Here is a 24,895-nt window from a genome sequence, read left to right as displayed (position 1 = left end):
ATGAACAGCTCAACGCAATACGCCGCGCCCGGCGAACTCTGGGTGCTTGCACAGGCCGACCTGGAAGACCTGGGGGTACGCCACGAGGATGTGCTCAAGGTGGTGGAGCAGGCCTACATCGCCCTGCGCAATGGCGACTCGCAGAACCCGCTCAAGACCATCGTCGAGCCGGCGGACCAGCGCTCCATCAGCTACTCGATGGTGGGGCGCGACGGCGCCAGCCAGACCCTGGGCTTCAAGGTGGTGTACGAGCACGACCCGCAGCGCCAGCGCGAGGCCTACCGCTTCCACTCCTTCATCTTTCTCTGTGACGATCGCAGCGGCCAGCCCATCGCCTTGATGGACGTGGCCCAGTTGGGGCCAATGCGCACCAGCGCGACCTCGGCGCTGATGGCCCGGGCCGCCTGCCCCGACGCCCGCACGGCACTGGTGGTCGGCAGCGGCGTGCAGGGGCAGATCGCCTTGCCGATGCTCCTGGCCGCCCTGCCCGGGCTGCAACGCCTGCAGGTCTACGGCCACTACACCGACGGCCTCAAGGCGGTGCGCGAGAATCTCCGGCGCCACTGCCCGGGGCGCGAGGTCGAGGTGGTCGAAGACTTGCCGCAGGCTGCTGCGCAAGCCGACATCATTCTCGGCGTGGCCGGCCTGACCGCCCGGCAGCAGGTCAAGCGAGCCTGGCTCAAGCCCGGGGCTGTGGCGGTGCTGGTGGGCTACGGCATCGATGCCGATGTGCTGCACGGCGCCGACTACCGCATCGCCACCGACAGCGCGCAGATGCGCGTCACCAGCGCCGACCTGGCCGCCGCCGACGGCAGCCTGCCGGACATGGACGCACAGCTGCCGGACATCCTCCTCGGCCACGCCCCGGCACGCCGCCATGAGCGGGATATCGTCTTCGCCTACAACAGCGGCATGGTGGTCACCGACGTGGCCCTGGGGCGCTACCTGGCGGACCTGGCCCTGGCCAGCCGACGCGGGCAGAGGGTCAAGCTATGGTGAGCCCGACTTCCCGCAGCCCATCGCCGTGGCGCCAGGAATTCCTGCCGCTGCTATTGCTGGCCGGCCCACTGATCCTCACCAACCTGGCCCACGTCGCCCTGACCACCATCGACATCGTGGTCCTGGGCGCCCTGGGTGCCCGGGAGATCGCCGCCGGTGGCCTGGCCCTGGCCCTGTTCAACCAGCTGCGCACCACCGGCACTGGCCTGGTGACCGGCGTCAGCAACCTGGTGGCCCAGGCCAACGCACGCCAGGACCACGGACAGATCCGCCAACTGCTGGTGGCCGGGCTGTTCTGGGCGACCCTCAGCGGCGTGCTGTTCATCGGCGTGCTGCTGCTTCTGGAGCGGCCTCTGGTCTGGCTCGGGCAAGACCCGCAGGTGGCCAGGGACACGGTGCAGTTCCTTGCCATCATTGCCCCGGGACTGTTGCCCTGCCTGTGGTTCCAGGCCCTGCGGCATTTCACCGTCGGCCTGAAACGCCCGGGGCCGCTGCTGGCCATTACCCTGGTGTCGATCGTGCTCAGCGCCGGGCTGAACTACGGATTGGTGTTCGGCAAGCTCGGCCTCCCGGCCATGGGTTTCCAGGGCGTGGCGCTGACCAGCAGCCTGGTGTTCCTGCTGTCGCTGCTGATGTTCCTCGGGGTGGTGCTCAAGGACCGCCAGCTCGCGCAGTACCTGGATCTCAAGCGACTGCGCTGCTCCTGGGCAACATTGGGCGCGGTGTGGAAGCTCGGCCTGCCGATTGCTGGAACCTACGCTTCGGAAGCCGGCTTCTTCAGCGTGCTGACCCTGCTGATCGGGACCCTGGGCATGGAAGCGCTGGCGGCACAAACGGTGCTCAACCAGATCATCTACATCGTCTTCATGTTTTCGGCCGGGGTCTCCCACGCGGCCTCGATCCACATCAGCGAAGCCCATGGCGCCGGCCAGTACCACCGCGCCCGCCAGCTGGGACACATGGGCCTGGCGGTCGGCGCCGCGCTGATGCTGCTGTTCGCGGTGCTCTACCTGCTGTTCGCGCAGCAAATCGTGACGCTGTTCATTTCCGCCGAACAGGCCACCAACCAGCAAGTACTGAGCCTGACCGCCAGCGGCCTGCTGATTGCCGCGCTGCTGCAGTTCTTCGATGCCGCGCAGAACATCGGCAACGGCATCCTGCGGGGCCTGGGTGACACCGCCGGGCCCTTTCGCCTGTCCCTGTACGGCTACTGGCTGGTGGGCCTGCCCGCCGCCTACGGGCTGGGCGTACTCGCAGCCAACGGCATCTTCGGCATCTGGATCGGCCTGGCCATCGGCCTTGCCGTGACCGCGCTGCTGCTGGTGTTGTCGTTCGAGCGGCAGATCAAGGCCCTGCTGGCCCAGCGCCATCCGAGCCAAACCCAAGCAGGCGGCATGCATGCTGCCAAGGAACCGACATGACCCGCGATCGATCCGCCGCTGTCCTCAAGCTGCTACGCCCCAGCGTGCAGGCCCTGCCCCTGTACGACCCCGGGGCGGACCCGGAGCAGGTGGCGCAGCACTGCGCCGGGCAGCCGCTGCTCAAGCTCAGCAACAACGAGAACCCCCTGGGTGTGGCGCCCGCAGCCCTCGCCGTGCTGCGCGACTATCGCCCGGAGCTGCTCGGCCTGTACCCCGACCCGGCTTGCCTGGCGCTGCGTCACGCCCTGGGCGAACGACTCGATACCCACCCCAGCCAGCTGATCATCGGCAACGGTTCGGAGAATCTGCTGGAGCTGCTGTGCCTGGCCTTTCTCGACCCGGGCGACCGGGTCGTGACCCAGTCACCGTGCTTCGGCCTGCACGAGATCTTTCCCCTGATGATGGCGGCGCAGGTGACCAAGGTCGCGCCGCACCCGGACTTTTCCTGCAACCTCGGCGCCTGGCGCAGTGCCCTGGCCGGGCCAAGCAAGATGCTGCTGATCAGCAACCCATCCAACCCCCTGGGCACCATCTTCGACCAGCAGGCCCTGGCCCAACTGATCGGTGCGGCCGCCAGCGATACCCTGCTGGTGATCGACGAGGCCTACTACGAGTACGCCTGCGCCGACCCGGACTTCCCCGAGGTACTGGGCCTGCTGCGCGCCCAGCATAGGCCCTGGATCGTCCTGCGCACCTTCTCCAAGGCCTATGGCCTGGCCGGACTGCGGGTGGGCTACGGGATTGCCAGCGATGCCAGCCTGGTGGCCGCCCTGGATCGGGTGCGCACGCCCTACAACATCAACCAACTGGCCCAGCAGGCCGCACTGGCGGCCCTCGGCGACCAGCAACACGTGGCCCGCAGCCGGGCCTTTGCCGCCCAGGTGCGGGCGCCAATGATCGAGGCCCTCGGTGCAGCCGGGTTCCAGGTCGCGCCCTCGCGTACCCATTTCCTGTTCATCGACACCGGAGTCGACGCGCAGGAGGTCAACCGGCGCCTGCTGGCGCAAGCCATGATCATCAAGGCCTGGCGTGAACCGGGTTACGAAACCTGCATCCGCATGACGCTGGCCCAACCTGACGACAACGCGCGCTTTCTCGCCGGCCTGCAACAGGCCGTACAGGCCCTGCGCTGAATCCACCTGCCCAGCCCGGGCGCCGCTGCCCGACCGTTCACTCTATGGAGGTCACCATGCACTCGCCACAAGCCGATTGCGCCATCAAGCACCAGGTTTCCGAGCTGATCGGCGCCTCTCCTTTGCTCCAGCTCCATGAAACCGCCAATGGCAGCCGGGTGCTGCTCAAGCTCGAACAATTCAACCCCACCGGCACCGCGAAAATCCGCATGGCCCGGCAGATGATCGATGAAGCCGAAGCCCTGGGCCTGTTGCAGCCGGGTGGGCAGATCGTCGAGTCCACCTCCGGCAATACCGGCCTGGGCCTGGCGCTGATCGCCGCCGAGCGCGGCTACCGCTTTACCGCCGTGGTCGATCACCACTCCAGCGTCGATAAACTGCGTGGCATGCAGGCCTTCGGCGCCCAGCTGGTTCGGGTCGGGAGCCCGGAGGGTGGACTGGCCACCGCCGACCGTGACGCCACCGCCGAGCGCATCGCCCGGGAACAGGGCGCCTACTGGACCCAGCAGCACCACAACCCGGCCAATGCCAATGGCTACCAGGCCCTGGCGCAGGAACTGCACGAGGCTCTTGGCGAACGCCTGGATTATCTGTTCGGTGCGGTAGGCACCGGCGGTTCTTTGTGTGGCACCGCCCGCGCCCTCAAAGCGTATCGCCAAAAGGTGCAGGTGGTGGGTGTAGAACCGGTAGGCTCGGTGATTTTCGGCGGCCCCGGCGGGCCCTACCTGCAGTCCGGCACCGGTACGCCGGAAGGCGCCGAGATCGGCGCCCTGATCGACTACCCGCTGATCGATCGCGGCTTGAAAGCCAGCGATGCCGAGGCCTTCGAAACCGCCCGCTACCTGGCGCGCCATCACGGCCTGCTGGTGGGCGGCTCCGCCGGCGGGGTGATCTACCACGCGCTGCGCCAGGCCCAGGATTGCCCGGCGCACAGCGTGATCGTCGCCCTGGTTTGCGATGGCGGGGAAAAGTACCTGGACACGGTATTCAACGATGAATGGATGGACCATCACCAACTGTTCGACCCCGGGGTCCAGCAACGCCTGGCCGGTTGGCTGGCCGGGGCCTGAAACCCGGGCAAGAAAAAGCCGCTGGGGCCAGGGGCGCCAGCGGCTTTTGCACAACGGGCCTTCAGGCCCCAAGGTCACGCCAGTTCAGCGAAGCACTCTTCGATGATCGCCAGGCCCTTGTCCAGCTGTGCATCCGGCGAGGTCAGCGGCACCAGCACCCGCAGGACGTTGCCGTAGGTGCCGCAGGACAGCAGGATCAGGCCCTTGTCGCGAGCCTTGGCCACGACCTGGGCCACGGCAGCGGCGTTCGGCTTGTGGCTGTCGCCGTTCTCGAACAGCTCCACCGCGATCATCGCGCCCAGGGCACGCACTTCACCGATCACAGGGTGCTTGGCCTGGATGGCCTTGAGGCCGGTCACCAGGCGCTCGCCGACGGCCTTGCAGCGGTCCAGCAGGTGCTCTTCCTCGAACACTTCCATTACGGCCAGGGCCGCGGCGCAGGCGATCGGGCTACCGGCGTAGGTACCGCCCAGGCCGCCTGGGGCGATGGCGTCCATGTACTCGGCCTTGCCGCATACGCCAGCCAGCGGGAAACCACCGGCGATGGACTTGGCGAAGGTGGTCAGGTCGGCGGCGACGCCCATCTGCTCCATGGCGAAGAAGGTGCCGGTACGGCCAGCGCCGGTCTGCACTTCGTCGGCGATCAACAGGATGCCGTGCTGGTCGCACAGGGCACGCAGGCGCTTCATGAATTCCTTCGGCGCAACGTAGAAACCACCCTCGCCCTGCACTGGCTCGATGATGATCGCAGCGATATCACGAGGCTCGGCGTCGTTCTTGAAGATGCGCTCGATGCTGGCGATGGAATCGTCGATGCTCACGCCGTGCAGCTCGTTAGGGTACAGCGCGCGGAAGATGCCGCCTGGCATCAGGCCCATGCCGGCCGAGTACGGCACGACCTTGCCGGTCAGGCCCAGGGTCATCATAGTGCGGCCGTGGTAGGCGCCGGTGAAGGCAATCACGCCGGCGCGGCCAGTACTGGCACGGGCGATCTTCACGGCGTTCTCGACGGCTTCGGAACCGGTGGTCACCAGCAGGGTTTTCTTGGCGAAATCACCTGGCACCTTGGCGTTGATTTTTTCGCACAGCTCAACGTAGGGCTCGTAGGCCAGGACCTGGAAGCAGGTGTGGGTCAGCTTGTTCAGCTGCTCGGTCACTGCGGCGATGATTTTCGGGTGCACGTGACCGGTGTTCAGTACCGCGATGCCGCCGGCGAAGTCGATGAACTCGCGGCCTTCAACGTCGGTGACGGTGGCGTTCTTCGCGCTGTCGGCGAAGATCGGGTGGATCTGGCCCACGCCACGCGGTACGGCGGCTTCACGGCGTTTCATCAGGGATGCGTTGGTCTTGCTCATAATGTCCTCATTCACCGCGGCGGCCGCGGTGCGGTTCAAGGGTTGCGGGGCGGGGAGGCAACGGTGGCAGCATGCGATGATCGACTGCCGCCGTGGTCCCGGGCCACCTTGAATAGTGCGGTTTTAAAACTGCGCGAGGGACAGCGCTCTCGTGCCCCGCGCGCTTGAAACCGGATCAGATACCCAGGCAGAGGTATTTGATTTCCAGGTAATCCTCGATCCCGTACTTGGAACCTTCGCGACCCAGGCCCGAAGCCTTGATGCCGCCGAATGGCGCCACTTCGTTGGAGATCAGGCCGGTGTTGACCCCGACCATGCCGTATTCCAGGGCCTCGGCCACACGGAATACGCGACCCAGGTCGCGGGCATAGAAGTAGGAGGCCAGGCCGAATTCGGTGTCGTTGGACATGGCGATGACTTCGGCCTCGTCCTTGAAGCGGAACAGCGGCGCCAGCGGGCCGAAGGTTTCTTCCTTGGCCACGGCCGCGCCCTTGGGCACGTTGACCAGGATGGTCGGCTCGAAGAAGTTGCCTTCCATGGGCTTGCCGCCGGCCAGCAGGGTGGCGCCCTTGTCCAGGGCATCCTTGATGTGTTCCTGGACCTTGGCCACGGCTTTTTCGTCGATCAGCGGGCCGGTGGTGGTGCCCTCTTCCAGGCCGTTGCCGATCTTCAGCTTGGCCACGGCGGCCTTGAGCTTCTCGGCGAAAGCGTCGTAGACCGAATCCTGGATGTACAGGCGGTTGGCGCAGACGCAGGTCTGGCCGTTGTTGCGGTACTTGGAAATGATCGCGCCCTCGACCGCCTTATCCAGGTCGGCGTCGTCGAACACGATGAACGGTGCGTTGCCGCCCAGTTCCAGGGAAACCTTCTTGATGTCGTTGGCGCATTCGGCCATCAGTTGGCGACCGATCTCGGTGGAGCCGGTGAACGACAGCTTGCGCACGATCGGGTTGCTGGTCAGCTCGCCGCCGATGTCGCCGGCGCTGCCGGTGACCACGCTCAGCACGCCTTTCGGGATGCCGGCACGGTGGGCCAGCTCAACCAGGGCCAGGGCCGAGAACGGGGTTTGCGAAGCGGGCTTGATCACCATGGTGCAACCGGCGGCCAGGGCCGGGCCGGCTTTGCGGGTGATCATGGCGGCGGGGAAGTTCCACGGAGTGATGGCCGCGGTCACGCCGATCGGCTGCTTGATCACGATCAGGCGCTTGTCGGGCTGGTGGCCGGGGATCACATCGCCGTAGATGCGCTTGGCTTCTTCGGCGAACCACTCGATGAAGGAGGCTGCGTAGGCGATCTCGCCCTTGGCCTCGGCCAGTGGCTTGCCCTGCTCCAGGGTCATCAAGCGACCGAGGTCGTCCTGGTTCTCGATCAGCAGCTCATACCAGCGGCGCAGCTTGGTGGCGCGCTCCTTGGCGGTCAGGGCACGCCAGGCCGGCAGGGCCTTGTCGGCGGCTTCGATGGCGCGACGGGTTTCGGCGGCCCCCATCTTCGGCACGGTACCGAGGATCTCACCGGTGGCCGGGTTGTTGACCTTGATGGTCTGGCCGCCGTCCGCATCCACCCAAGCACCATCGATATAGGCTTGTTGGCGGAACAACTGGGCATCTTTGAGCTGCATGTCGGATTCCTTAACAGCACCGCGCATACGCGGGGCAAATTGTGATTGTAGAAAAGGCGCCTTGTCGTCCGTCGAGCGCAGCAGCGCATGCAACGGACGGAGCAAAGCTGCCGTCAGGAAAATCGTTCACTGGGTCGAAGCATGAAAAATGTCGCACACAAGGATAGACGTGCGCTTGGGCACCCAGGCAAGAGCGTTTGAAATCTCAAACGAATCCTAGGAGCAAAGGGGGTAAAAGGACAATAGGGCGTTCGAAAAAAAGAACGTAAACGTCCCCAAGGCGAAAACTTTCGGATCAACGTCATTGCTGCGCCATAAAGACAACGCCCCCGCTGCCTGCTGGCAACGGGGGCGTTGGCATGCCGCCAGGAACAATCAGCTGTTGAGCGACTTGAGCACGGTCAACAGGCTGGCGAGGTTGTCGACCACGCCGCCTTGGGCGATTTTCTCGGTGGTGGCCGCTCCGGCGGTGGTGTCGACGCTGTAGATCTGCATTACGCCCTGGTTGGTAGCCGCCTGGGCCAGGGTGTTCTGCTGTTGCTGGGCCGAAACCGAGTTCTGGAACAGGATGGCCACGGACTGGCCCATAGACTGGAAGACAGTGCCCATGGCTACGGCGGGTGCCTCGGCGACCACCTTGACGTTGCTCTGGGTCACGGCATCGGTGATTTGCGGACTAACTGTGCTCATAAAAACTCCATTTTTTTAGCAAGATGAACTCAACTGGGGACTAAGCCGTCAGGCCTTCAGACCTGGAAGGACTTGAGTACGGTCAGCAGGCTGGTGAGGTTGTCGGCGACCCCGCCCTGGGCGACCTTCTCGGTTGCCGCGGCACCGGCGGTGGTGTCGACGCTGTAGATCTGCATCACGCCCTGGTTGGTCGCGGCCTGCGCCAGGGTGTTTTGCTGCTGCTGCGCCGAGACCGAGTTCTGGAACAGGATCGCGGTGGCCTGGGCCATGGATTGGTAGATGGTGCCCATTGCCATGGCCGGCGCTTCGGCGACGACTTTGACGTTGGTCTGGGTGACGGCATCGGTGATTTGTTCATTTACAAGTGGCATGGCTCAACTTCCTTTGTTTGATACACGGAGCATTCCGTGTCATTGAGTGAACGTGGCAGGCCATGGCCTGTGAACCGGCCCCGAAAGCCGCGCCCGAGCCGGCTCAGCGCGACCCCGGGCGACCATTGCCGGGACTGGACTGCCTGAGCACCTCCTCGACCTTTTGCGTGAGCTCGGCCAGCTGTTTTTCCACCGTGTTCTTCACCTCGGCCTGCACCATGGCGCTGACCATCGCCCTGAGCGTGGGGTCGTTCACCGGGCCGGCGGGTTCCGGCGGGGCTGGCGCCGCCTGGCCCTGGGCCGCGATGGCCGCCAGCAGTTGCGAGAGCACCAACTCACGGGCCTGGGGGTCGGCCCTGTCGGTGGCCCTGGGGCTGGTCACCTGGTCGAGAATGCTGCGGGTGCGCTGGCTGTCGGAGCGGATCAGTTCCATGGCCTGCTTGCGGGCCTGCTCGACGCTCTGCTGGGCGTTCTGGGAAAAGTCCAGGGGCTTGTCGCGGATGAACGCATCGAGCACCTGGCTTTCGACCTGGGTCAACGGACGTTTCAGGTAGGCTTCGGCAAAACGCTGGATCATTTCCAACGCATTAAGGTCTTCATTCGCCATCTCATGCTCCTTGTCGATGAATGGCGCTGAAGCACTGGGTATCGGGTGGGTCGGACTTCAGCGCCCAGGATGAAAAAAGAGGCCTCGCGGGGCCCCAGCACAACCTCCCCGGGTGCCTTGCGCGCCCGGGGAGCGATGTTCAGGATGATGCACGGTTGGCCAGGGTATCGGCGTACTTGGCGATGCTGGCATCGATCTTGTCGATGGCCCCGGCCGCCGCATCGGCTTCCATGGCCCCCGCGGCAGCCGCCACCGCCGCGGCCGCCCCCACCATCAGGTCGGTGGCCAGCACGCCCAATGCATCTTCGGCGGCCCCCGTGACGTTTTCCTTGACGATGTTTTCGGTCATCTGCTTGATCAGCACCGCCTGGGCCGCCAGGGCCAGCTTGCTGACCCCATCGAAGTATCCGGCGGCCGATTGCGCCACCAGACCGGCCGCCTGGCTGATCATCATGTCCGGAGGCACGGCGATCTGCGCCGGGGCATAGCTGAAGGCCTCGGCATTGGTGAACTGCACCGCCTGCACGATCTGGCTGTTCAAGGCAGAGGTGTTGCCGGTGTCCGGGTTGTTGGCCTTCTTGAGCAACTGATCGTTCAACATCCCCATGATCGAGACTTTGTCGCCGCCCGTGGACGGCGGCACTTGCGGTGCCGGCTCAGGCGGCGGCACCGGGTCGGGCGCCTTTTCCGGGCCCGGCTCCAGCGTTATCACGGGCTCGGGTTTTGCACCGACTTCATCCGTGCGAGGGGTTTTCTTCTTGAACCAAGCCATGACGCTTCTCCCGGGCCATCAGCCCTACTCGCCGATCGCCATGATCAGGGCCACGGCCTTGGACACCACCGCATTGGAGATCTGGTTCAGCGCCTGCTGACTGTTGACGGCGTTCTGCAACGACAAGCCCGCGGAATGGCTGGCCACCTGGTACAGCGAGGCAATGGACTGGGCGGGGGCCTCGGCCACCACCTTGACGTTGGTCTGGGTGACGGCATCGGTGATCTGCGAGTTGACCATGGGATCTGGCATACATCTCTCCTTAGATGGAATGGCCCACCGCAGGGGCGGCGGCGCCGGCTACAGCGTCGAAAACAGGCTCACTGAAAGAAAACGCTCCGGCAGGCCCATTGTGAATCCTCGTCATGCTTCAGCGCAGTTGCTCGCGCAGCAATTGCACATGCTTGCGGGCCAGGGGCTGGTTGATACCCAGCTCGGCGGCGATGTGCGGGTAGGGCAGATCTTCGATGAACTTCAGCTCAAACAGCCTGCGCTTCTTGAAAGACAGCTTGGCGACCCTGCGACTGAGCTGGACCAGGGCTTCCTGCAGCTCCACATGCTCGAGCACCGATATTTGCGGGGCCTCCAGTTGCTGCACCGGGTCCTGCTCGAAGTCGGCCAGGTCGACGAACAACCGCTGCTCCCGGGTTCGTCGCCGGCAACTGTCGAGAAACACATGCTCCAGGACCAGGAACAGGAAGCCCTGGGGGTCGCGAATCCGCTCCGGCGAGCGGCGAAAGAACAACAAGGCCTTGATCGCCGTGGCCGCCAGCCATTCCTGGGCGCCATCGGCATTGCCCCGGGCCAGTTGTCGGGCGCGGCGCTGCAAACCGGGCAGGACCGCGCGCCAGCTCGACTCGAACAGATGATCGGCCAGCGCCGCCTCCAGGCCACCTTGCATGGAACAGTTCATCTACCGCACCTCCCTGTGCCCCGTGATTGCACGGACATGGCTGCAGGGTGCGCCGGGGCAGAAGATCGGTTCAGCGGGAAAAACTACCGCTGGCCCCGGGGTTTCCGGGGATCGCGACCGGCAACCACACGCGCATGAAAACCAGCGTGGACGCCCCGGGTGGACATAGGTATGATGTCGCCCGCACTGCACTCGTAGCTCAGCTGGATAGAGTACTGCCCTCCGAAGGCAGGGGTCGTGGGTTCGAATCCCGCCGAGTGCGCCAGCTTCAACGAGAAAGCCCCAGGCCCATGGCCCGGGGCTTTTTTGTTGGCCCGGCCAAGGCCGGACGACAAGGGCATGGCCACCCGGGCCTGCCCAGGCGGTGGGCAACTTGCTACATTCCTCGCCCCCAGGACAGGAGGTCCCGATGCTGCGCCATCCCCTGCTCGACCAACCGTACCAGCCAACCTTGCAGAGCTGGATCGCCTGTTTCACCGGCTACCGCATGCCCGAGGCGCTGGATGCCGAGTTGAGCCGCTATGACCCCAATGATCCCGACGACCGTGAGCAGCTGATCCGCCGCTATTGCCTGGCGCGGGACGATGTGCGCGAGAACTTCCGGCATCGGCAGCAGCGGGTCCTGGCGCTGCAAGCGGCCGTGGCCGATGCGCACTACGACTTCGGGCAGGTCTGGGAACCGCCCGAGGACGACTACGAGGACCCGCAGTGGCCCAGCGGTTGGCCGGAGCGAGTGATCGATAGCCGCGACTTTTTCCAGCGCCTGCTGCGTGCTGCCCGCGAGCTGTGGCACGACGACCTGGCCCGTGCGCAGCTGCCCTCGCTCAAGCAATGCCAGGAGATTGCCGAACGGGATCGCGGCAGCCGTGACTGGCTGTTCAGCGTCGATAACCCCGAGGCCTGGAAAGCGCAATTCGGCCTCGCCGCCACGCCCTACGAACTGGAGACGCCCGGCCCACAGTTCCACGGCGAGCGACTGCACCTGGCCCTGTCCGGGGAGCTGCCCCGCCAACGGCTGCCCGCCAGCTGGAACAGCTCGCCAGGGCCAAGCCATTGCCGCTTGGTGCTGGAGATCCTGGGCATCAGCGAGCTGGCCATGAGCGGCACACGCTTCGATGGGCCCATGCGCACCCAGCTCACGCGCTTGAACCCCGGTTACTACGTGCGCCTGGAGATCGGCTTCGACAGCGTGATCGAATGCGTGGCGCTATCTGTGAGCATTGCCCAGGTCAAGGGAACACAAGATGAAAAGCAACTTTGAAGAGGCGCTGGAGCGCCAGGAAGTGCTGCAGTTCTTTCGTGGCCAGGGCCAGTACCTGACCCGGGACGGCGATTGGGATGAGCACCTGTACTGCATCAACTGGCCGGGAATCTTCAGCTACCTGCGCGACAACGCCGACGGCGCGCAGCAGCTCAGTGCCAGCTTCGAGCTGTACGCCTACAGCATCGAGCAAACCCTGGAAGACTGCTTCGGCCTGCGGGAAAACCTGTTCAACTACTACTCGACCCGAGCCCACCTGGCGCCTGGCAGCGCCGACCTGCTGGGGCAACTGCCGCCGGCCTGCAAGCGGCGGATCGTCCAACGCCTGAGCTGGTATCGCTGGCAAGTGGAAAACCACCATCGGCTGCTGCCGGAGCGGGCCCGGCGCATGAGCGCGGATGGCGCCTGCGCCGAGTTCCTCGACCTGCCTGCCATGCCTTCCTAAAGGTTCAGGCTGCCGGGTTCATTGAGCCTCGTCGGCCTTCGGCAGGTCTGCCTGGGCCTGCGGCGCCAGCGCTTCGGCATCGTCCTCTTCGGCCTGTTCAAGGTCGAAGTCCTTGCGACTCTCCTTGATGGCCTGACGGATCTGTGCGCCCTTGATCGGGCAGTTCAACATTGCCGCAATGCGGTCGATGCGAGGTGCCATGGACGGCCTCTCAAGTTCTGGAAACGGCCACGATAGTGCGCGTTTTCCGCCTTGAGGGCCAATCCTTGTGCTTCACCGCCGACGCAAGGCGTGCAAGCGGCTGTCCAGGTCCTCGTCCGGGTAGGCGGCATAGAGCTTGAGCAACAGCTCGGCCGCCTCTCGGTTATGGCCACCGTCCCACAGGCGCAATACCTCCTTCAGGACCGGGTCCAGCCGCTCGATGGGGCTCGGACCGAGCGTCGCGGCCATGCGCTTGGCCAGGTGCGATGCATGGGCCTCGGTGGGGACGTCCGATTGCGCGAGCCGTTCCTCCAGCCGGTTCATGTGCGGTGCCATGGCGAAGCTGCTGGTGGGCGCCGCCGGGGCGGGAGCGCTCAGGGCACCGGATGCTTCGGCTGGAGCTGGAGCCGGTACCGGGGCCATCTCGGCCTGTTCCATCGCCCGGGGCCTGGCCTTGGCTGCCGCAGGCACCGGGGCCGGGGCTCGCGCCGGGGCGAAGACCTGGGTCGGGTACTGCTCCGGAGTGCGCTGCACCATAGCGATGATCAAGGCCACGCCGAACAGGCTGGCAAAGGCCACCTGGTAACGCGGACGCTGGCAGGCCTGCAGCCAGCGCTGCCACCACCCGGTACGGGGGGCGGGAGCCTCGCGGCGGGCAGCAGCCAGGATCAGGGCGTCGAGATGGGCCGGCGGCTCCATCGCGCTGTGCTCGCGCACATGGGCCAGCATCTGCTCCTCGGCGGATGGGGTCTGTCGGGCGTCAGTCATGTGAGTACCTCCTCGGCCAGGAGCCGACGCAGTTTTTTCAGTGCATAACGAAAACGGCTCTTCACCGTCTCCAAAGGTGCCTGGGTCAGGCTGGCGATCTGCGGCAATTCCAGCTCGCCGTGGGCCCGCAGCAGGAACACTTCACGCTGGTCTTCGGGCAGGTCTTGCAGGGCCGCCTCGATGCGCTGCCGGTCGCGGCACAGGCTCAATTGCTGTTCGGGCCCAGGGGCCTGGTCAGCCTCGGCATGCAGTTGTTCGTCATAGCTGTCGTGCAGTGGGTTGCGCACACCGTGCTTGCGCCAGTGGTCGATCAACCGATTGCGGGCAATCTGGTACAGCCAGGTGCGGAAGCTGGCCCGGCCCGATGGCCCGCTGGTGCTGCGGATCAGGCTGAGCCAGGTTTCCTGGTAGACCTCTTCGGCCAGCTCCGCCTTGCCGGACAAACCGAGCAGGAAGCGGTACAGGCCCTGGCGATGGCGCTGGTACAGCAGTTCGAAGGCCGCACCTTCGCCAGCACGATAACGCGCCAGCAGCGCTTCGTCGCTGCTGGCGTCGGGGGACGGATGGGGAGCAGACATAGGGCGCTGGAACTCCTGTTCACTGCTCGTCATGGCTCTACTCAAGGCGGCTTTGCACGGCATGCTGGCCCAGCGCATCGGCCGCCCGATCTTTGGGGGCTTGAGTTTGCAGGCTTTGCGCCAGCTCCACCAGCTGTACGAACTCACCACGCAATCCGTAGGGGTCATCGCCCTTGGCGCCCCGCGCCAACTTGGCGGTGTCGGCCAGGCTGAAATCCGCGGTGTAGCGAGCGTCCTTGAGCTGCTGGGAGAACGCCGCCACGGCGGCGGCAAACCGCAGGTCGGGGCTGGCCTTGGCCAGCTCCGTCGGCTGCTGGGTGCTGATCGGCCGCTCGATCAACCGGCTGCTGCCCCCTTCCGGCGCCTTGTAGCGCACCCGCAGCATGGCCAGCTCATCGGCCTTGCCGCTGGTGGCGGAAGTCTTGGCCTGGCCATAGCGCAGCGGCTCCAGCCAGCCCTTCTCGCCCACCGGAACCACTTCATACAACGCCGTGACGGTATGCCCCGAGCCGATTTCCCCGGCATCGACCTTGTCGTTGCTGAAGTCTTCGCGCTTGAGCGCCCGGTTCTCATAGCCCAGCAGGCGATATTCGCTGACTTGGGCCGGGTTGAACTCCACCTGCAGCTTCACGTCCTTGGCCACCACCGCCAGGGTCGAGCTGAGCTGGTCCACCAGCACCTTGCGCGCCTCGCGCAGGTTGTCGATATAGGCGTAGTTGCCATCGCCGGCGTCGGCCAGCTGCTCCATCAGGTGCTCGTTGTAGTTATCCACGCCAAAACCCAGGGTGGTGAGGGACACGCCGCTCTTGCGCTTCTCGACCGCCATGGCCTTGAGGCTCTCGAAGTCGCTGACCCCGACGTTGAAGTCACCGTCGGTGGCCAGCAGGATGCGGTTGATGCCCTTGTCGATGAAGCCCTGCTGGGCCATCTGGTAGGCCATCTGGATGCCCGAGGCGCCAGCAGTGGAGCCTCCGGCGGTGAGTTGGTCGATGGCGTTGCGGATCTTGGCCTTGTCGCGGCCGGAGGTGGGTTCGAGCACCACCCGCGATTCACCGGCATAGACCACCAGCGATACCCGGTCCTGGTCACGCAGTTGGTCCACCAGCAGCTTGAGGGTGCTCTTGACCAGGGGCAGGCCTTCGCGGCGGTTCATGGAGCCGGAGACATCCACCAGAAACACCAGGTTGGCCGGGGCCAACTGGGCCACTGCGCGATCCGAAGCCTTGATGCCGATGCGCAGCAAGCGGGTATGGGGGTTCCACGGCGTGGGCGCCAGCTCGGTGGTCACGCCGAAGGGCGAGCCATCGCTGGGCAAGGCGTAGTCGTAGGGGAAGTAGTTGACCAGTTCTTCCAGGCGCACCGCGCCTTCGGGCGGCAGGCTGCCCTGGTTGAGCAAGCGGCGGACGTTGGCGTAGGCGCCGGTGTCCACGTCGACGCTGAAGGTCGATACCGGGGCCTCGGCCACGCTGTGGATCGGGTTGTCCGGCAGGGCCTGGTACTGCTCGCGCGGCTCGTCCCGGTAGGCCTGGAATGACTCGCGGTACACCGCCGGCGCCGGCATGGGCGCGATCATCGATACCGGGCGCAGGCCACGCTTGGCCAGGGACGTATCGGCACGCGGCATCTCGTACTGGGCCTCAGGCGCCGCCTGCAGCGTGCCCTGGGCCGCAGCCTCCGCAGTGGCATCAGGCTTGGACGACACGCCGCAACCGGCAATCGCCAACAGCAGGCCAGCGATGGCGAAACCCTGGGTGGCCGGGCGAAGGAAATGCAGAGGAAGGGACATGGGGGCTGACCTCGGGGAAGAAATGATCCATTCCCCCCTTCAGACGAAGCGCCTTGGCGATTCGGGTTAAGCCCCCTGAAAAAAACTTCAGCGCGAGTAGCGGCGCACCACGCTGCTATTGCGCAGTACGTGACCGTTGATCTTCTCCAGCAGCTGGGCGCGGGTCAGCCCGGCAGGCAAGGCCTCGGGGGGCAGGTCCAGGGCGAAGATCTGGATGATGTAGTGATGGGCGCTGTCGCCCACCGGTGGGCACGGCCCCATGTAGGTGGTGCTGTTGCGGCTGTTGATACCGGCCAGGCCTTCCAAGGTTGGCTTGGTGCCGGCGCCGGCCGGAAGCTGCCGGGTACTGGCCTTGATGCCGTAGTGCACCCAGTGATCGACACCCTGGCCCTTGGCGCCATCCGGGTCATGCATGACGATGGCGTAGCTCAAGGTTCCGGCAGGGCCGGCGGTCCAACTCAGCGCCGGGGAGTTGTTATGCCCGCCACAGCCCTTGGCATCACTGGCATTGCCAGTGGTGAACAGCCGGTCATCCGACACCCCGGGCACATTCAGGGTGAAACGCTCCTGGGCCTGCACGGGAAGTTGCAGGCACAACAGCACGGCACCAGCGGCCAGCCAAGTATTGCGGGAGGCAAAGCGAGACATACGAAAGCACCTTTTGCGGATGAAAGCGGGGTGAGCACCAGACTATAGCCGGAGTAAATGAATGCGCCCCTTCACGCAAGGCGCGGTGGGAGATTGAGCTTGAGTGCGGGGGTGGTTGTAAATTAAAAAATGCGGAATTTTCCAGCCAAAACCACCCTGGGCACCGGGGCCCAGCCGGTAACCAGGCGCAGAGCGCTCCTCAAGCAGGGTTTCATCAGCCGCGTGAATCTCCCGCCATCCCCACGGCTGGTGGTATTGGCCCGCTAGCGTTGCCTGCGCACTGGCGAGCCCTGGTCGACGCGATGGCGCTTTGCATTGGCAAATGCAGGACGACGTCCAGGACTTGCTGCCCCCGGACCGCTCTTCGATAATCCGATGATCACGACAATCAATGGCCCAGGAAAGGTGCTTGGAGCACCAAGGACGGAGCCTCAACATGGACGTACAGGCTGCAGCGCGGTTTGGCGATGAAATCGCCCATGGATTCGGAGTTGCAGCGATGATCGCCGGCGCGGTCGCCGGGGCTCTCATCGGTGCAGCCATCGTCGCGGCAACTGCCGCAACGGGCGGCCTGGCGGTGGTGATCCTGGCGGGTTCGGTCGCCGCTGGCGGCCTGTCGATGTTCCAACTGGTGAAGGGACTGTCGACCATCTTCGATTTGCCCGAGCCAACCACCGGCGAGCTCATAAGGGGCAGCCCCAATGTCTTCGTCAACCTGCGCAACGCCATGCGGGCCGGTGAGGATGTATCGAGTTCCTGTACCGGCTTTCCCCTGGGGCATCCGCCCTGGCCGCTCCCGGTCACCATCGCCGAAGGCAGCGCTACCGTGTACATCAACGGCAAGCCGGCGGCGCGCCTGACCAGCAAGATGACCTGCGGGGCACACATCAAGTCCGGTAGCCAGGACACCTTCATCGGTGGCCCGACGCTGCAGGTGGAGTTCGTGCTGGATATCGAGGGCTGGCTGCATACCGGCCTGGAGGTGTTGGGCCTGGTCGCTGCCGCAGGTGCCCTGGTGCTGGCGGCCATGGCTGGTGCGGCAGCCCTGCTGACCACCGTGGCGGTGGGCGCCGCGATCTATGGCGGCATGGAATTGCTCGGCCAAATCGGCGACCAGCTCGGCCCAGGCTACCGTGACCTGCTGCAAGGTATCGCCGGCCTGGCGCTGCTCGGCGCCGGGCCGAAAATGGCCAAGATGAGTGCGGAGCGCAACGCCGCGCGACTGGCCAACCAGTCGCAGGTACTGGAAGTGCGCACGGCCTCGGAGGTCAACAAGGTGATGATCGCCAAGGAGGAGTTGCCAGCGTGGCTGGAGGGAACTCTGGTCAAGACCGAGATAGTGCCGCCAGGAACGCAATACCAGATGGTGGTCGCCAAGGGCCAGGCCGAAGGCATCATGCAGGGCAAAAAGTTCTTCGGCGGATTCGCCACCCCCGATGCGGTTCCCAACCAGGCCTATGCCCGGGATAAACTGGTGATCCTCGAGCGATTCAAGCCAGACGTGTCCTATGTGATCACCGTCGAGACCACCGCCCCGCAAAAGATTCACAGTGGCATCACCGGCCCGCTGGAGAACTACAAGGGCGGGGTGAGACAAGTGGAGTTCCTCGGTGACAGGCTTGTGAAAATAGTCGGCACGCCTAAAGCGCTGCCTGTGGAGTGAAAATTGTGATCAGTGATTTCGAACGCATCCGGGAAGACGGCAAGGTCATCGACGAAAACATGACAGTGGACCGGATGATCGCCCTCGGGTGGTCTCCTTGCCTGGTCGTCGAGGCACGCTGGCGCTGGCAGGAACAGCTCCTTAGCGTGGCCAACAGCCGCGGCCTGCTGGCGATCGTGATACCGGATCGGCAACACCTCGCCATTTTGTGGAACGATGACGACACGGGCATGGCCGCGACCCTCTACGTGGTCTCCGGCGACCGCCAGCAACAGATCCGGATTACCGACCAGTTGCTGATCGATGGCCAGCTCGAGACCGGCGTCTACACCTGGTTCGAACAGTTCCCGCAGGATTCGCCTAGCGTCTTCACCTGCATGTTCAGCCGACAACGCGACCAGGCGATGTTCAGGGTGGATATCGACGCGGCGACCGGCGACATTCTTTTGATACAGCATTCCCGCTGAACACCCTTGTGCCTGGATGCCGCGCAACAGCACATGGCGCATCACGGGCGGCCACTCAGCCGCCCGTTTTCACAAGGAAACACCATGCTTGCAACAGCCGACAACACCCCCCTGCGCCAGATCCGGGCGGTCTACGACGCCAGCACCCTGCGCGTCTACCAGGCCTACTCGGCAAGCATTGCCGATGCGGCGCTGGCCCATGGCACCTTCGTCTCGCCACCGTTCAAGATGGAGCGCATGACCTGGATAAAGCCCTCCTTCCTCTGGATGATGTATCGCGCCGGCTGGGGCTTCAAAGACGCTGGGCAGAGCCGCATCCTGGCCATCGACATTAGCCGCGAAGGCTTCGAATGGGCCCTGGCCCACAGCTGCCCGAGCCACGCCGAGGAGGGGATGAGCAAGGAGCAATGGTTGCAGTTGAAAGACCAGTCGCCGGTGCGCATCCAGTGGGACCCGGAACGCGACCTGCACCTGCGGCCCCAGGAACACCGGGCCATCCAGATCGGCCTTGGCCAGGAAGCGGTGGGCTTGTACGTGAACCAGTGGATCCAGCGCATCAGCGACGTCACGCCGCTGGCGCATCGCATCCATGAGCGGGTGCTGGCTGGCGACCTGGAAGAGGCGCGGCGCCTGCTACCCCAGGAGCGCGAATACCCCATGGCGGGCCCTGCTGCGTAAACCGCCTGGCGCGCCAGGCCGGCGATCGGCATGGGCGTTTGCAGCTCGTCGAGCATTGTCGTCAGCGCCACCTCGGGCGGCGTTGGAGTGATAACCGATAGTTGCTTCTGAACCTGCCGTCTACCTTCGATGTATAACCTGACAGTTGCGACGCAGTTGTAAGGGAAAAACAAGCCCTTCTCTTTTCCAGTCAAGCTATTACCATTCAACATCTATCTTCAGGTCCAGCCCACAACAACTTACCTCTAAGTTCGTCAGGAACAAGCTCAAAAAGAGACTTTATGCTTTTCAAGTGCTCATGATAATTAGGCGATATCCGGTCGCTACAGTTCTCTAAATAGCTCTTAGCCTGATAATTAAGAAACCATATATCATGCTCAGAAAATTCAGAATCCAACAAACTATTTGTAAGGTTGTGCACCAACTCCGCCTCAAAAAAACATGACTGGTCCTTGCCTTTTACTCTCTCACCCAAAGACTGGATATTCCTTATATATGGTAGAACCAAAGATAACATCCTGACGTATATTAAGTTCTTTTTCATGAAACTATCACTTTCTCGTCGGCAAAGATCTAGCCCCAGCAGGCGCACTAGCTGTTTGAATCCAACTGTCATTTTCAACAACAGCTCGACAAATAAATCGCCTCCTGTATTTCTATATACTCCCTGGACTTCGACCAGCCGATGATTACCCTAAAGATATAAACCTCTGCTATCTATATAACCCAAAACACGCCCCTCAGAAGCTGTAAACCTGCAGTTATTCGATAGCATATCATGCTTCACTTGCTCTACCTTTCGCGGTTCCCAAAGACCAACTCGTATATTTTTATGCCAGATGACGACCCAATCTTATACTCGCTCATAAACGGCCTTTTACAAGGTTAACTGGCTTATTTTAGGCGGGCTGAACCCAAGCAATAAACCTATAACTTTTGCCTTATGCAAAATAAAACTGCCCTCCTCATAACGGAAGAATCTTATCCACTATAGAGAGCATAAAATCCGACTCAAAAAACTCAATTTTCTCGCCAGACTTATAGTCATCACAATATTCAAGAGGAATAAGAAAAATCCTAAAATCAATGATCACCAGCCATCCAGCTATCTCTACAGCCCCGTCTTCATCTATAGGTTTGCAAAAGAATTTCTCATACAGAAATCCTAGAGTTTTCATTATTATTTACCAATTAAAAAATAGCGCCAACACTATGCTCCATCGCGCAATACAAGAAGTGTTCAAGAGAACCTGTTTTAGGATCTCTCGCCATACAATACCTTTATGTTTTTGAGAATCTCCCACCATACTACCAAGCATAGATAGTAGACTCGTATCCTCTGCAGCTCCCAATCCAGAGTATTGAAGGGCTGCTTGGTAATTACAACGTTGTGAAAATAAATTGCCTCGGCAGTACTGGGGCTAGGTTTATAAAAGCTCTTGGTATCGAGGGTCCTCCCGCATAATCCTTAAAACTTCAGACCACCCAAATAAAACTCCAGGAACGCGACTCTCTGTAATAAGCTCCGCTCTCTCCGAAAGAGAAAAATCATCCATTGCTTTCTTGCAATATGAATAAAACAAGTTAAAGCAACTCTCATCAACATAATCCAAGACAATGAAACTTTGTCCCTGTTCATCAAGCGGCGTATAGATTGATTTCAGGCAACACTGCTCATCATCTTTGAACAGCTTTCTTGTCGCTTCAACAATGCAATCAAAAACCCCGCCGGAAGCGGACCAGCCAGTACCTTCACCTATAGAAATATACATACCCATGGGTCACCTCAAAAAATAAGAATCTTGATCTGCTGTTCATGAGTAAGATTCTTTATCCATAAATTAACCATGCTTTGGTTAACAGGGGTTAAATCCCTATAGTCTAGCGGAACAATGTCTGCCTTCCCTATTTGATCAACTAGTTGTTTCTGATTTTGAGAGGCATTATTTGAGAAGAATTTATTTATCTGAGCAGACCTTGTGCCATCAGTCCACATAAAATCCACAGTCTTTCCTGCATAAGGCCCATCAACAAACACGAAGTCGGGGTTCTTCTGTCCTGGTACTGTTGGTGGGTCAACCCTTTTCAGGGTTCCACCCAGGGAGTTCCCCAATTGAACTGCCGCCTGACCTTCATGCAACGCAAGCTTTCCTTTGTCTGGATCAAGACCCAGCTCCTGAATCCTACCTCTATTGTTAGAGACGATGGGATTAATTGCATTTAAGCCTGTATCAGTATCCTTAAATACAGGAGTCAACTCACGTCCAGGCGTTGCAGGTCCTTTTGTCGCTTGCCCCCCAGATCCACTCGATCCGTCTGTAACCTTTGAAAGCTTACTGCTACCACTGGCCGCCCTGCCAAAAGCGGCAATCATGGCAAACCGGATGAGCTCCTCCTTTGAGGCGCCATTATTTAGTAGGTTCGTGACACCATTAACATCTACGGGAGCCAGGACCGAACTGATAACACCGTCCTTAAGAGATAGCTCACGAATTTTTTCGTCACTTAAACCCTGCTTTTTCCACTCGGCAATCTGCTCACTGCTTCTGACCAGAGCCAGATACGGGTTGCTGATGGTTCCAATGGGAGTCCAGTCATTTCCGTTGAGGGTATAGATATCTCCAAGAATCCCGCCCCAACCCGAACTCAATTGCCCTTCTTTCGCACCCTCCATCATGATGCGTGCATATTTTCCAAAAAGAAGATTCAACTCCTCTTGGCTTAGTCCTCCTGCCTGATACAACGCAACCAGGTTTTCTCCAGACTCTTTTTCCCTCTGCCGGTACTCATTGCGTACCGCACGCTCACAACCTCCATCTCCAGCACAGGCAGAAAACTTGTCCTGCAAGTCGTTCATACCGCCGATTTTTGCGGCCACCAGTTTTTCATGAAGCGCTACCAAGCTGGCTTCATTCAACTTGTCGACGCCGTACTTATTCGCTAATAAGTTGTTCTCCACAGCATTCTTGCCAGCCCCAGCACCCGCAATAGCACCCGCGCTATCGCCCTTGGCAATTCCCCCCGCGAGCCCAGCGGCTAACGTCGATAGCGCGGCCACTGTCTGCTTTTGTTCTTCGCTGAGGGAGCTGGTATCGCTGGTGCCGTACAACTGCTGGGTGATCAATCGAGCTGCCAGCTCTCCACCTGCCGCTCCTGCGGCGCCCGCTATTGCCGAGTTACCTTGGGCCTGGGCTTACCGCCTGCCCCGTGCCCTGGATCAGGTTACGCGGGCTGTGGTTACGCCAGGCGGGGTTTGAAGTGAACGAGCGCGTGAAAGTGCGGGTGATGAAGGGCTGTTTGGTGATTACGGCGGAGTGAAGCGAGCGCGGCAGCGGTAAATCGCAGACAAGAAAAAGCCCCAGCTCATTGCTGGGGTTTCTTATTTACAGCGACTCTCTATATCTAGGGTCTTCCCTCATGCTCCTTAGAACCTCTGACCAGTTCCATAGAATTCCAGGAATGTGGCTTTCAGGAACAATCTTTGCCCTTTCTGAAAGAGGGAACTCTTCCATCGCCCTATTGCAATAAGAATAAAACAGGTTAAAGCAACTCACATCCACATAATCCAAAACAATAAAGTTCTGCCCCTGCTCATCAAGAGGCGTATATATTGCTTTCAGGCAGCAATGTTCGTCATCTTTGAATAATTTTCTTGTGGCTTCAACAACACAGTCAAAAACCCCGCCAGAAGTGGACCACCCAGCACCTGGCGGCCCACCACCTTCCCCAATAGAAATAAACATCGCCATAAAATCACCTCAAAATAAGAATCTTGCTCTGTTGCTCAGGAGCGAGCCCCTTAATCCATGAATTAACCATATTTTGGTTGGCGGGGGTTAAATTTCTATAGTCCAGCGGAACAATATCAGCCTTTTCAACATGAAGAATTAGCTGCCGTTGGTTTTGCACAGCATTATTGGAGAAAAACTGGTTTATCTGCCCAGACTTGGCAGCATCAGTCCACATGAAGTCCACAGTTTTACCTGCATAAGGACCATCAACAAACACGAAATCGGGGTTCTTCTGTCCTGACACCATCAGTGGGTCAACCCTTTTCAGGGCCCACTCAAGGACTTCTCCAACTAAACTACCGCCTGACTTTCATGCAACACAAACTTTCCTTTGTCTGGATCAAGACCCTGCCCCTGAATCCTGCCTCTATTGTTGGAGACAACGGGATTAATTGAATTTAAGCCTGTATCAGCGCCCTTAAATACAGGAGTCAACTCACTTCTAACCGTTGCAGTTCCTTTTGCCGCACAGCAATTTCCCTTTATGGCCCGATATAGATACCTTCAGCGGCTCCAGGCGAATTAATAGGCCAGTTCATCTTTTCAGCCACCACTACAGCCAGCCCTCTTATTTCCTCCCAGTGGTTAGACTCATACAAAGCCTTCTCAGCCCAAATTTGCGAATTAGACTCGCCACTAATAGATAAAATTTTATCGTCTAGTTTTCGAACTGCTAAGACAATATCTGCAGACACCATAGACTCCCAAAACTCACGACCATCTAAGACCTCTTCCCAAATCAATGCAAGTTCGTCTGCAACATTAACAAAGCCCGGAAATAGACGCACCTGCTCAGCTGCTGGAACAGCCAAAGCTTGAATTATCCACTTTAACTTAGACAACATAAAACTAACCTCCAAAAACAATCTTAGCCTTCTCTCCTGGAGTCGGCTTATAAGTAGAAGGATCAACTACCTTTATAGTCCCCTCTGTTGTCGTAGAGACTTTATAATAAGCTCCTTCATGCTGACCTCCACCAGGGTGAACCTGGATTTGCGAAATTTGGGGATGCCCTTTTACCTCCACAATTAGAGCCTGACCAGAACCACGAGTAGATTGACGCACATTTATCTCATAGCCGGCGGCTCTGAAGTCATTTGCTATTTCATCTGCCGAACGCCCCCAGATGGACTGAGGTTTACTAATAAAGTCCTTAGCAATATTTATGTTTGCTTTTGCCGCTTGCCCCCCAGATCCACTCGATCCGTCTGTAACCTTTGAAAGCTTACTGCTACCACTGGCCGCCCTGCCAAAAGCGGCAATCATGGCAAACCGGACGAGCTCCTCCTTCGAGGCGCCATTATTTAGTAGGTTCGTGACACCATTAACATCTACGGGAGCCAGGACCGAACTGATAACACCGTCCTTAAGAGATAGCTCACGAATTTTTTCGTCACTTAAACCCTGCTTTTCCACTCGGCAATCTGCTCACTGCTTCTGACCAGAGCCAGATACGGGTTGCTGATGGTTCCAATGGAAGTCCAGTCATTTCCGTTGAGGATATAAACATTGCCAAGAATCCCGTCCCAGCCCGAATTCAACTGCCTTTCTTTCGCACCCTCCATCAGGATGCGTGCATACTTTCCAAAATAAATGAGCCGCCCAGTCATTCTAAGAGAGACAAACTAATAATTATCAAACATGCTCTAAGGCATTGTAA

Annotated in this window: 30 protein-coding genes and 1 tRNA gene; 11 read left to right on the top strand and 20 right to left on the bottom strand. The window is 60.9% G+C overall.

Annotated features, from left to right (window positions below):
* Genes C4K39_RS01000 through C4K39_RS00985 form a run of 4 tightly spaced genes read left to right on the top strand, consistent with a single transcriptional unit; the run spans position 1 to position 4,623 of the window.
* Positions 1-999: an ornithine cyclodeaminase gene (locus tag C4K39_RS01000; protein ID WP_124345461.1), complete on the top strand. Its 999-nt coding sequence runs from the start codon at positions 1-3 to the stop codon at positions 997-999.
* Positions 996-2,420 carry an MATE family efflux transporter gene (locus tag C4K39_RS00995; protein WP_217884165.1) on the top strand — a complete coding sequence of 475 codons (1,425 nt, stop codon included), beginning with the start codon at positions 996-998 and terminating at the stop codon, positions 2,418-2,420. Before C4K39_RS01000 ends, C4K39_RS00995 begins: the two co-directional genes overlap by 4 nt.
* The gene (locus C4K39_RS00990) at positions 2,417-3,553 is read left to right on the top strand and encodes an aminotransferase class I/II-fold pyridoxal phosphate-dependent enzyme (RefSeq protein WP_124345459.1); all 1,137 of its coding nucleotides are present in this window, start codon (positions 2,417-2,419) and stop codon (positions 3,551-3,553) included. The genes C4K39_RS00995 and C4K39_RS00990 overlap by 4 nt, the downstream gene beginning before the upstream one ends.
* Positions 3,554-3,609: 56 nt before the next feature.
* Positions 3,610-4,623 carry a PLP-dependent cysteine synthase family protein gene (locus tag C4K39_RS00985; RefSeq protein WP_217884164.1) on the top strand — a complete coding sequence of 338 codons (1,014 nt, stop codon included), beginning with the start codon at positions 3,610-3,612 and terminating at the stop codon, positions 4,621-4,623.
* 74 nt (positions 4,624-4,697) lie between these two features.
* On the opposite strand, the gene gabT is transcribed toward C4K39_RS00985, so the two are convergent.
* The 8 genes from gabT to C4K39_RS00945 all read right to left on the bottom strand — a co-directional run bounded on the left by gabT (position 4,698) and on the right by C4K39_RS00945 (position 10,949).
* A complete protein-coding gene (gene gabT / locus C4K39_RS00980; protein ID WP_068578908.1) occupies positions 4,698-5,978 on the bottom strand; it encodes a 4-aminobutyrate--2-oxoglutarate transaminase in 1,281 nt (426 codons plus the stop codon).
* A 175-nt stretch (positions 5,979-6,153) separates the two neighbouring features.
* Positions 6,154-7,596 carry an NADP-dependent succinate-semialdehyde dehydrogenase gene (gabD, locus tag C4K39_RS00975; protein WP_068578910.1) on the bottom strand — a complete coding sequence of 481 codons (1,443 nt, stop codon included), beginning with the start codon at positions 7,594-7,596 and terminating at the stop codon, positions 6,154-6,156.
* Positions 7,597-7,971: 375 nt separating this feature from the next.
* Positions 7,972-8,286 carry a RebB family R body protein gene (locus C4K39_RS00970; protein ID WP_068578911.1) on the bottom strand — a complete coding sequence of 105 codons (315 nt, stop codon included), beginning with the start codon at positions 8,284-8,286 and terminating at the stop codon, positions 7,972-7,974.
* A gap of 56 nt (positions 8,287-8,342) precedes the next feature.
* Positions 8,343-8,657, bottom strand: a complete 315-nt coding sequence (locus C4K39_RS00965; protein ID WP_068578913.1) for a RebB family R body protein — start codon at positions 8,655-8,657, stop codon at positions 8,343-8,345.
* Between the two features lie 103 nt (positions 8,658-8,760).
* On the bottom strand, positions 8,761-9,264 hold the full coding sequence (locus C4K39_RS00960) for a hypothetical protein (RefSeq protein ID WP_124345457.1): 504 nt from the start codon (positions 9,262-9,264) through the stop codon (positions 8,761-8,763).
* Positions 9,265-9,403: 139 nt separating this feature from the next.
* Positions 9,404-10,036 (bottom strand): hypothetical protein, encoded by a 633-nt coding sequence (locus C4K39_RS00955; RefSeq protein ID WP_225926550.1) that lies wholly within the window; start codon positions 10,034-10,036, stop codon positions 9,404-9,406.
* A gap of 24 nt (positions 10,037-10,060) precedes the next feature.
* Complete coding sequence (locus tag C4K39_RS00950; protein ID WP_031321382.1) at positions 10,061-10,288, bottom strand: RebB family R body protein; 228 nt, start codon at positions 10,286-10,288, stop codon at positions 10,061-10,063.
* Positions 10,289-10,406: 118 nt separating this feature from the next.
* Complete coding sequence (locus C4K39_RS00945; RefSeq protein ID WP_225926549.1) at positions 10,407-10,949, bottom strand: RNA polymerase sigma factor; 543 nt, start codon at positions 10,947-10,949, stop codon at positions 10,407-10,409.
* Positions 10,950-11,137: 188 nt separating this feature from the next.
* Here C4K39_RS00945 and C4K39_RS00940 point away from each other — a divergent pair.
* From C4K39_RS00940 to C4K39_RS00930, 3 genes are all read left to right on the top strand, one after another.
* A tRNA-Arg gene (locus tag C4K39_RS00940) sits at positions 11,138-11,214 on the top strand.
* A 144-nt stretch (positions 11,215-11,358) separates the two neighbouring features.
* Complete coding sequence (locus C4K39_RS00935; protein ID WP_068576208.1) at positions 11,359-12,210, top strand: hypothetical protein; 852 nt, start codon at positions 11,359-11,361, stop codon at positions 12,208-12,210.
* Positions 12,194-12,655, top strand: coding sequence for a hypothetical protein (locus tag C4K39_RS00930; protein ID WP_022643479.1), 462 nt, complete (start codon positions 12,194-12,196; stop codon positions 12,653-12,655). Before C4K39_RS00935 ends, C4K39_RS00930 begins: the two co-directional genes overlap by 17 nt.
* Positions 12,656-12,673: 18 nt before the next feature.
* On the opposite strand, the gene C4K39_RS00925 is transcribed toward C4K39_RS00930, so the two are convergent.
* From C4K39_RS00925 to C4K39_RS00905, 5 genes are all read right to left on the bottom strand, one after another.
* On the bottom strand, positions 12,674-12,856 hold the full coding sequence (locus C4K39_RS00925) for a hypothetical protein (RefSeq protein WP_124345456.1): 183 nt from the start codon (positions 12,854-12,856) through the stop codon (positions 12,674-12,676).
* A gap of 72 nt (positions 12,857-12,928) precedes the next feature.
* Positions 12,929-13,624 carry a hypothetical protein gene (locus tag C4K39_RS00920; protein WP_124345455.1) on the bottom strand — a complete coding sequence of 232 codons (696 nt, stop codon included), beginning with the start codon at positions 13,622-13,624 and terminating at the stop codon, positions 12,929-12,931.
* The gene (locus C4K39_RS00915; RefSeq protein WP_124348305.1) at positions 13,621-14,202 is read right to left on the bottom strand and encodes an RNA polymerase sigma factor; all 582 of its coding nucleotides are present in this window, start codon (positions 14,200-14,202) and stop codon (positions 13,621-13,623) included. Before C4K39_RS00915 ends, C4K39_RS00920 begins: the two co-directional genes overlap by 4 nt.
* A 37-nt stretch (positions 14,203-14,239) precedes the next feature.
* On the bottom strand, positions 14,240-15,988 hold the full coding sequence (locus C4K39_RS00910) for a vWA domain-containing protein (protein WP_124345454.1): 1,749 nt from the start codon (positions 15,986-15,988) through the stop codon (positions 14,240-14,242).
* Positions 15,989-16,075: 87 nt separating this feature from the next.
* Positions 16,076-16,636: a YbhB/YbcL family Raf kinase inhibitor-like protein gene (locus C4K39_RS00905; RefSeq protein WP_068576218.1), complete on the bottom strand. Its 561-nt coding sequence runs from the start codon at positions 16,634-16,636 to the stop codon at positions 16,076-16,078.
* Positions 16,637-17,072: 436 nt separating this feature from the next.
* Between C4K39_RS00905 and C4K39_RS31935 the strand changes: the two genes are divergently transcribed.
* The 3 genes from C4K39_RS31935 (at position 17,073) to C4K39_RS00890 (ending at position 19,444) form a co-directional block, all read left to right on the top strand.
* Positions 17,073-18,299, top strand: a complete 1,227-nt coding sequence (locus C4K39_RS31935; protein ID WP_124345453.1) for a PAAR domain-containing protein — start codon at positions 17,073-17,075, stop codon at positions 18,297-18,299.
* 5 nt (positions 18,300-18,304) lie between these two features.
* A complete protein-coding gene (locus tag C4K39_RS00895; protein ID WP_124345452.1) occupies positions 18,305-18,766 on the top strand; it encodes a hypothetical protein in 462 nt (153 codons plus the stop codon).
* An 84-nt stretch (positions 18,767-18,850) separates the two neighbouring features.
* A complete protein-coding gene (locus C4K39_RS00890; RefSeq protein WP_124345451.1) occupies positions 18,851-19,444 on the top strand; it encodes a DUF4291 domain-containing protein in 594 nt (197 codons plus the stop codon).
* Between the two features lie 965 nt (positions 19,445-20,409).
* Here the strand turns inward: C4K39_RS00890 and C4K39_RS00880 are convergent.
* The 3 genes from C4K39_RS00880 to C4K39_RS31650 form a co-directional block, all read right to left on the bottom strand.
* Positions 20,410-20,622, bottom strand: coding sequence for a hypothetical protein (locus tag C4K39_RS00880; protein ID WP_124345449.1), 213 nt, complete (start codon positions 20,620-20,622; stop codon positions 20,410-20,412).
* Positions 20,623-20,871: 249 nt separating this feature from the next.
* Positions 20,872-21,222: a hypothetical protein gene (locus C4K39_RS00875; RefSeq protein ID WP_124345448.1), complete on the bottom strand. Its 351-nt coding sequence runs from the start codon at positions 21,220-21,222 to the stop codon at positions 20,872-20,874.
* 8 nt (positions 21,223-21,230) lie between these two features.
* A complete protein-coding gene (locus tag C4K39_RS31650) occupies positions 21,231-22,568 on the bottom strand; it encodes a VENN motif pre-toxin domain-containing protein (protein ID WP_178083947.1) in 1,338 nt (445 codons plus the stop codon).
* 83 nt (positions 22,569-22,651) lie between these two features.
* Here C4K39_RS31650 and C4K39_RS32030 point away from each other — a divergent pair, with 83 nt between their 5' ends.
* Positions 22,652-22,762, top strand: a complete 111-nt coding sequence (locus C4K39_RS32030; RefSeq protein WP_164487260.1) for a SymE family type I addiction module toxin — start codon at positions 22,652-22,654, stop codon at positions 22,760-22,762.
* A 65-nt stretch (positions 22,763-22,827) separates the two neighbouring features.
* Here the strand turns inward: C4K39_RS32030 and C4K39_RS00860 are convergent, their stop codons facing one another.
* The 4 genes from C4K39_RS00860 to C4K39_RS00845 all read right to left on the bottom strand — a co-directional run bounded on the left by C4K39_RS00860 (position 22,828) and on the right by C4K39_RS00845 (position 24,651).
* The gene (locus C4K39_RS00860) at positions 22,828-23,193 is read right to left on the bottom strand and encodes a hypothetical protein (protein ID WP_124345446.1); all 366 of its coding nucleotides are present in this window, start codon (positions 23,191-23,193) and stop codon (positions 22,828-22,830) included.
* 4 nt (positions 23,194-23,197) lie between these two features.
* Entirely contained in the window at positions 23,198-23,482 is a 285-nt protein-coding gene (locus C4K39_RS00855; RefSeq protein ID WP_124345445.1) for a hypothetical protein, read from the bottom strand.
* Between the two features lie 235 nt (positions 23,483-23,717).
* The gene (locus tag C4K39_RS00850) at positions 23,718-24,080 is read right to left on the bottom strand and encodes a hypothetical protein (protein WP_124345444.1); all 363 of its coding nucleotides are present in this window, start codon (positions 24,078-24,080) and stop codon (positions 23,718-23,720) included.
* A gap of 4 nt (positions 24,081-24,084) precedes the next feature.
* Positions 24,085-24,651 carry a hypothetical protein gene (locus C4K39_RS00845; protein ID WP_124345443.1) on the bottom strand — a complete coding sequence of 189 codons (567 nt, stop codon included), beginning with the start codon at positions 24,649-24,651 and terminating at the stop codon, positions 24,085-24,087.
* Between the last annotated feature and the right edge of the window lie 244 nt (positions 24,652-24,895).

It is taken from the genome of Pseudomonas sessilinigenes, from assembly GCF_003850565.1.
GTDB lineage: Bacteria > Pseudomonadota > Gammaproteobacteria > Pseudomonadales > Pseudomonadaceae > Aquipseudomonas > Aquipseudomonas sessilinigenes.
This window is presented reverse-complemented; position numbering and strand designations above follow the sequence as displayed.

Excerpts from the sequence above, each read along its gene's own strand:
- C4K39_RS01000 (WP_124345461.1), top strand. The coding sequence starts at position 1 with ATGAACAGCTCAACGCAATACGCCGCGCCCGGCGAACTCTGGGTGCTT.
- C4K39_RS00990 (WP_124345459.1), top strand. The coding sequence starts at position 2,417 with ATGACCCGCGATCGATCCGCCGCTGTCCTCAAGCTGCTACGCCCCAGC.
- C4K39_RS00985 (WP_217884164.1), top strand. The coding sequence starts at position 3,610 with ATGCACTCGCCACAAGCCGATTGCGCCATCAAGCACCAGGTTTCCGAG.
- gabT (WP_068578908.1), bottom strand. The coding sequence starts at position 5,978 with ATGAGCAAGACCAACGCATCCCTGATGAAACGCCGTGAAGCCGCCGTA.
- gabD (WP_068578910.1), bottom strand. The coding sequence starts at position 7,596 with ATGCAGCTCAAAGATGCCCAGTTGTTCCGCCAACAAGCCTATATCGAT.
- C4K39_RS00970 (WP_068578911.1), bottom strand. The coding sequence starts at position 8,286 with ATGAGCACAGTTAGTCCGCAAATCACCGATGCCGTGACCCAGAGCAAC.
- C4K39_RS00965 (WP_068578913.1), bottom strand. The coding sequence starts at position 8,657 with ATGCCACTTGTAAATGAACAAATCACCGATGCCGTCACCCAGACCAAC.
- C4K39_RS00960 (WP_124345457.1), bottom strand. The coding sequence starts at position 9,264 with ATGGCGAATGAAGACCTTAATGCGTTGGAAATGATCCAGCGTTTTGCC.
- C4K39_RS00955 (WP_225926550.1), bottom strand. The coding sequence starts at position 10,036 with ATGGCTTGGTTCAAGAAGAAAACCCCTCGCACGGATGAAGTCGGTGCA.
- C4K39_RS00950 (WP_031321382.1), bottom strand. The coding sequence starts at position 10,288 with ATGCCAGATCCCATGGTCAACTCGCAGATCACCGATGCCGTCACCCAG.
- C4K39_RS00945 (WP_225926549.1), bottom strand. The coding sequence starts at position 10,949 with ATGAACTGTTCCATGCAAGGTGGCCTGGAGGCGGCGCTGGCCGATCAT.
- C4K39_RS00935 (WP_068576208.1), top strand. The coding sequence starts at position 11,359 with ATGCTGCGCCATCCCCTGCTCGACCAACCGTACCAGCCAACCTTGCAG.
- C4K39_RS00930 (WP_022643479.1), top strand. The coding sequence starts at position 12,194 with ATGAAAAGCAACTTTGAAGAGGCGCTGGAGCGCCAGGAAGTGCTGCAG.
- C4K39_RS00925 (WP_124345456.1), bottom strand. The coding sequence starts at position 12,856 with ATGGCACCTCGCATCGACCGCATTGCGGCAATGTTGAACTGCCCGATC.
- C4K39_RS00920 (WP_124345455.1), bottom strand. The coding sequence starts at position 13,624 with ATGACTGACGCCCGACAGACCCCATCCGCCGAGGAGCAGATGCTGGCC.
- C4K39_RS00915 (WP_124348305.1), bottom strand. The coding sequence starts at position 14,202 with ATGTCTGCTCCCCATCCGTCCCCCGACGCCAGCAGCGACGAAGCGCTG.
- C4K39_RS00910 (WP_124345454.1), bottom strand. The coding sequence starts at position 15,988 with ATGTCCCTTCCTCTGCATTTCCTTCGCCCGGCCACCCAGGGTTTCGCC.
- C4K39_RS00905 (WP_068576218.1), bottom strand. The coding sequence starts at position 16,636 with ATGTCTCGCTTTGCCTCCCGCAATACTTGGCTGGCCGCTGGTGCCGTG.
- C4K39_RS31935 (WP_124345453.1), top strand. The coding sequence starts at position 17,073 with ATGGACGTACAGGCTGCAGCGCGGTTTGGCGATGAAATCGCCCATGGA.
- C4K39_RS00890 (WP_124345451.1), top strand. The coding sequence starts at position 18,851 with ATGCTTGCAACAGCCGACAACACCCCCCTGCGCCAGATCCGGGCGGTC.
- C4K39_RS00880 (WP_124345449.1), bottom strand. The coding sequence starts at position 20,622 with ATGAAAACTCTAGGATTTCTGTATGAGAAATTCTTTTGCAAACCTATA.
- C4K39_RS00875 (WP_124345448.1), bottom strand. The coding sequence starts at position 21,222 with ATGGGTATGTATATTTCTATAGGTGAAGGTACTGGCTGGTCCGCTTCC.
- C4K39_RS00860 (WP_124345446.1), bottom strand. The coding sequence starts at position 23,193 with ATGGCGATGTTTATTTCTATTGGGGAAGGTGGTGGGCCGCCAGGTGCT.
- C4K39_RS00855 (WP_124345445.1), bottom strand. The coding sequence starts at position 23,482 with ATGGTGTCAGGACAGAAGAACCCCGATTTCGTGTTTGTTGATGGTCCT.
- C4K39_RS00850 (WP_124345444.1), bottom strand. The coding sequence starts at position 24,080 with ATGTTGTCTAAGTTAAAGTGGATAATTCAAGCTTTGGCTGTTCCAGCA.